At 71.3% G+C, this 5,195-nt stretch carries 4 protein-coding genes; all 4 read left to right on the forward strand.

Annotated features, from left to right (window positions below; genetic code table 11):
- The first annotated feature begins 293 nt into the window (after window positions 1–293).
- Window positions 294–902, forward strand: coding sequence for a small secreted protein (locus AC07DS_RS46150; RefSeq protein ID WP_479154721.1), 609 nt, complete (start codon window positions 294–296; stop codon window positions 900–902).
- A gap of 60 nt (window positions 903–962) precedes the next feature.
- Window positions 963–2,492, forward strand: coding sequence for a DUF7059 domain-containing protein (locus AC07DS_RS46155; protein ID WP_479154722.1), 1,530 nt, complete (start codon window positions 963–965; stop codon window positions 2,490–2,492).
- A 279-nt stretch (window positions 2,493–2,771) separates the two neighbouring features.
- Complete coding sequence (locus AC07DS_RS46160) at window positions 2,772–2,969, forward strand: hypothetical protein (RefSeq protein ID WP_479154723.1); 198 nt, start codon at window positions 2,772–2,774, stop codon at window positions 2,967–2,969.
- Between the two features lie 267 nt (window positions 2,970–3,236).
- Window positions 3,237–5,195, forward strand: a 1,959-nt coding sequence (topA, locus tag AC07DS_RS46165) for a type I DNA topoisomerase (protein ID WP_479154724.1), incomplete at its 3' end; no start/stop codon positions are given.

A 5,195-nucleotide genomic window follows, 5' to 3' on the forward strand; every position in this document is an offset into this window, starting at 1 on the left:
CTCGTGATGTTTTTTGGTTTTGTTGGGGCCTTTTTCCCCACAACCGGGGGGGGGTTTTGTGGGGGGGGGGGGGGTGGGGGAGGGGGGGGGGGGGGGGAGGAAAAAGGGGGGGGGGGGGGGGGGGGCCCCCCCCCCCCCCCCGCCCGTTTCGTGTGTGGGCTCGCCCACGTCGTGAGCCTTCTCTCCCCTGCGTAAAGAGTCACAAAAGCTGACTAATAGGGCGTTCGGTATGTGAAGAACGCCGGTCCGCGTGTAGATTCCGGTGGCCGAGAGCCATGGAAGGGACCAATCCGGTGAACAAGAAGCTCGCGGCCGCACTGTCCGGCGGTGCGGTACTGGTAGTGGCGTTGTCGGGATGCAGCAGCAGTAACAAGGACAGCGGACCCGACCCCAAGCTGGTGGCCTGGGCCAAGACGGTGTGCGACGCGGTGCCCGCGCAGGACGCGAAGATCAGGGCGGCGAACGCCTCGATAGCCAAGATCGCCACGGACAGCAACCTGCCGCCGAAGACGGCCAAGGCGACGTACGCGCAGGCCTTCCAGGACATGGCCGACGGATACAAGGCGCTCGCCGCGGCCATCAGCAGCGCCGGAGCGCCCCCCGGCGTCGACGGCGGTGCCAAGCGGCAGCAGGACGCCGCCAAGAACCTGAACGGTCTCTCCTCCTCGTACGCCGGCCTGAAGAAGCAGGTCGACGGTCTCGACACCAAGGACCAGGGCAAGTTCGCCCAGGGGCTGCACGAGGTCGCCGACCGGACGAAGCAGATCGGCAAGCAGAGCAACAGCGGCACGGAGGCGCTGAAGCGGCTGGAGCAGGGCGACGTCCAGGCGGCCATCGCCAAGCAGCCCAGCTGCCAGGTCGCCGCGTCGGCGTCGGCGTCCGCCCCGGCGACGACCGGCTGACATCGCCCCGCGGCCCGAGGCCCGCGCTGAGGCGGCACCCGGCCGCCTCGGCGGGCCACAATGGGGGGTGTGACTGACTCCGGCCTCGCCCCCCTGCCCGCCACCGACCGGCCCGTGGTCGCCGCGCGTCTGCGTGACGCCCTCCTCGCCGCCTCCTTCACCGCCGACGGGCTGCTCGATCTGCTCGGTGCCCCCGCCTACGCGGCGCTGGCCCGCAGCGAGACGGTGCCCGCCCTGCGGGCCACCCGCGGCGACACGCCGCTCGAGACGCTCGTACGGCTCTTCCTGCTCCAGCAGCCGGCACCCCACGCGCGCGTGGCGGCCGTTCTGCCGGTCGAGGAGGCCCTGGCGGGCGGGTGGCTGATGCGCGTGGGCGGCGACGAGGTGGCCGCGACCGTGGACGTGCGGCCCTACGGCGGTCCCGGCGGCGAGGACTGGTTCATCGTGTCCGACCTGGGCTGTGCGGTCGGCGGCGCGGGCGGCATCGGCCTGCGCGACGAGGCCGTCGTCCTCGGTGTCGGCGGCGCCTCCACGACCCTCGCCGGCATCACCGTCCGTACGCCCGTCGCCTCCGCGCTCGACCTCGGCACCGGCTCCGGCATCCAGGCGCTGCACGCCTCCCAGCACGCCACGCGCGTGACGGCCACCGACCTCAATCCGCGCGCGCTGCACATCACCGCGCTCACGCTCGCGCTCTCCGGCGCGCCCGCCGCCGACCTGCGCGAGGGCTCGCTGTTCGAGCCGGTCCGCAACGACGAGACGTTCGATCTGATCGTCTCCAACCCGCCGTTCGTGATCTCGCCGGGTGCCCGGCTGACGTACCGCGACGGCGGGATGGGCGGGGACGATCTGTGCCGCTCGCTCGTTCAGCAGGCGGGGGAACGGCTGAACGAGGGCGGGTTCGCGCAGTTCCTCGCCAACTGGCAGCACGTCGCGGGGGAGGACTGGCAGGACAGACTCAGGTCGTGGGTGCCGCGCGGGTGCGATGCCTGGATCGTGCAGCGCGAGGTGCAGGACATCACGCAGTACGCCGAGCTGTGGCTCAGGGACGCGGGCGACCACCGCGGTGACCCCGCGGAGTACCAGGCGCGGTACGACGCCTGGCTCGACGAGTTCGAGGCGCGCAAGGTCAAGGCGATCGGCTTCGGCTGGATCACCCTGCGCAGGACCGGGGCCGCCGAGCCCTCGATCACCGTGGAGGAGTGGCCGCACCCGGTCGAGCAGCCGCTCGGGGAGGCGATCCGGGCGCACTTCGACCGCCTCGACTTCCTCCGGGAGTACGACGACGCGGCCCTGCTCGAAGGTCACTTCAGGCTGGTCGCCGAAGTGGTCCAGGAGCAGGTCGGGCTGCCCGGCGCCGAGGACCCGGAGCACGTGGTGCTGCGCCAGCACCGCGGGATGCGCCGCGCCACGAAGGTGGACACGGTCGGCGCGGGCTTCGCGGGCGTCTGTGACGGCTCGCTGAGCGCCGGCCGCATCCTGGACGCCATCGCCCAGCTCGTCGGCGAGGACCCGGTGCTGCTGCGCGACCGTACGCCCGCGCAGATCCGGCTGCTGGTGGAGCAGGGCTTTCTGGAGCCGGTGGTGTGAGGCGGGGTACGACGGCCGGGCCGGGTGCGTAGTGCGGCTACCCGAGCCGTCGTACCCGCGTCCGGATCGGCGTCGTATGCCGGTGGCACGGGCCGGACGCGCCGGTGCCGGTAAAACGGCCGGAAAATTACGGGTGCCGGACCGGGCCGACCTCGTTCGAGTATGTGTTCGAGGTCACGTCGACCTTCCGTTCACCCCGATGTCGCCCGCCCGTCTCCCGCGCGTGCCACCCTCCCCGCGCTGGGTAGGCGCGGACGGCAAGAAGGGGGCGGGCGGGCCATGGAGAACGGGCCGGCGATCTTCGCGGGAGTGGTGTTCGCCCTGTTCGGGGGCGCTCTGCTGGTGTGGACCGGGACCCGGGTGCGGCGTGGTGAACCAGTCGCCCAGGGTGTGAACCAGGTCGCATCGGCCACCCTCGCCGGCGCCGCCGGAGCCATCGCGCTGGGCCTCGCCGCGTACTGCCTCACCCGCCTCTGACGTCGGCGGCCGTACTGCCGTATGAGTAATGGCGAGTAATGGGAGCGTCACGCTCCGGACAGAGGGCGAGACGTCACCGGACACTCCGGGCGGCAGGAATGCCGGTAGTCGGGTTACCGTTCGAGTGGCCGTTGTGGGCTTTTCCCGTTTGACACGGGGGCGGGATGTACCGTCACACTCCGCAGCGTCACACGAGCCAGAAGCACGCCGCGACCCCGGGACCAAGGCCTGGGGAGGCCGCAGCGTCGACCGGAGAGAAGAGCGAAGTTGTCCCCGACCAGCGAGACCGCACAGGGCGGCCGCCGACTCGTCATCGTCGAGTCGCCTGCCAAGGCGAAGACGATCAAGGGCTACCTCGGCCCCGGCTACGTAGTCGAAGCGAGCGTCGGGCACATCCGTGACCTTCCCAACGGCGCCGCCGAGGTGCCCGAGAAGTACACCGGCGAGGTCCGCCGCCTCGGCGTGGACGTCGAGCACGACTTCGAGCCGATCTATGTCGTCAACGCCGACAAGAAGGCCCAGGTCAAGAAGCTCAAGGACCTGCTGAAGGACTCCGACGAGCTCTTCCTCGCCACCGATGAGGACCGCGAGGGCGAGGCCATCGCGTGGCACCTCATGGAGGTCCTGAAGCCCAAGGTCCCGGTCAAGCGCATGGTGTTCCACGAGATCACCAAGGACGCGATCCGCGAGGCCGTCGCCAACCCGCGCGATCTCAACCAGCGCATGGTCGACGCCCAGGAGACCCGCCGCATCCTCGACCGCCTCTACGGCTACGAGGTCTCGCCGGTCCTGTGGAAGAAGGTCATGCCGCGTCTGTCGGCCGGCCGTGTGCAGTCGGTCGCGACCCGGCTCGTGGTGGAGCGCGAGCGCGAGCGCATCGCGTTCCGTTCGGCCGAGTACTGGGACCTGACGGGCACCTTCGCGACCGGCCGCGCGGGGGACCGGTCGGACCCGTCGACGCTGGTCGCCCGCCTGCAGACGGTCGACGGCAGGCGCGTCGCGCAAGGCCGTGACTTCGACTCCCTGGGACAGCTCAAGAGCGAGAACACCCTCCACCTCGACGAGGCGAACGCCCGCGCCCTCGCCGCCGCCCTGGAGAACACCCGCTTCTCCGTGCGCTCGGTCGAGTCCAAGCCGTACCGCCGCTCGCCGTACGCCCCGTTCCGTACGACGACGCTGCAGCAGGAGGCCAGCCGCAAGCTCGGCTTCGGCGCGAAGGCCACGATGCAGGTCGCGCAGAAGCTGTACGAGAACGGCTACATCACGTACATGCGTACGGACTCCACGACGCTGAGCGACACCGCGATCGCGGCCGCCCGCGCCCAGGTCACGCAGCTGTACGGCGCCGACTACCTGCCCCCGCAGCCGCGCACCTACGCCGCCAAGGTCAAGAACGCCCAGGAGGCGCACGAGGCGATCCGCCCCTCGGGTGATCGTTTCCGCACCCCGGCGGAGACCGGCCTGACCGGTGACCAGTTCAAGCTCTACGAGCTGATCTGGAAGCGGACCGTCGCGTCCCAGATGAAGGACGCGGCCGGGAACAGCGTCACCGTGAAGATCGGCGGCACCGCCGCCGACGGCCGGGACGTCGAGTTCAGCGCCTCCGGCAAGACGATCACCTTCCACGGCTTCCTGAAGGCCTACGTCGAGGGTGCCGACGACCCGAACGCCGAGCTGGACGACCGCGAGCGCCGGCTGCCGCAGGTCGCCGAGGGCGACGGGCTGTCCGCCGAGGAGATCACGGTCGACGGCCACGCCACCAAGGCTCCGGCCCGCTACACCGAGGCCTCCCTGGTCAAGGAGCTGGAAGAGCGCGAGATCGGCCGCCCGTCGACGTACGCGTCGATCATCGGCACGATCCTCGACCGCGGCTACGTGTTCAAGAAGGGCACGGCCCTGGTGCCGTCCTTCCTGTCCTTCGCCGTGGTCAACCTCCTGGAGAAGCACTTCGGGCGGCTCGTCGACTACGACTTCACCGCCAAGATGGAGGACGACCTCGACCGCATCGCCCGCGGCGAGGCCCAAGCCGTGCCGTGGCTGAAGCGCTTCTACTTCGGCGAGACCACGTCCGACAGCGGCTTCGCCGCGGGGGGGGGGGGGGGGGGGGGGGGGGGGGGGGGGGGGGGGGGGGGGGGGGGGGGGGGGGGGGGGGGGGGGGGGGGGGGGGGGGGGGGGATGGGGGGGGGGGGGGGGAGTGGCACGCCGATCGACTCGGCGATCTTGTCG

This window comes from Streptomyces sp. NPDC044064, assembly GCF_056434245.1.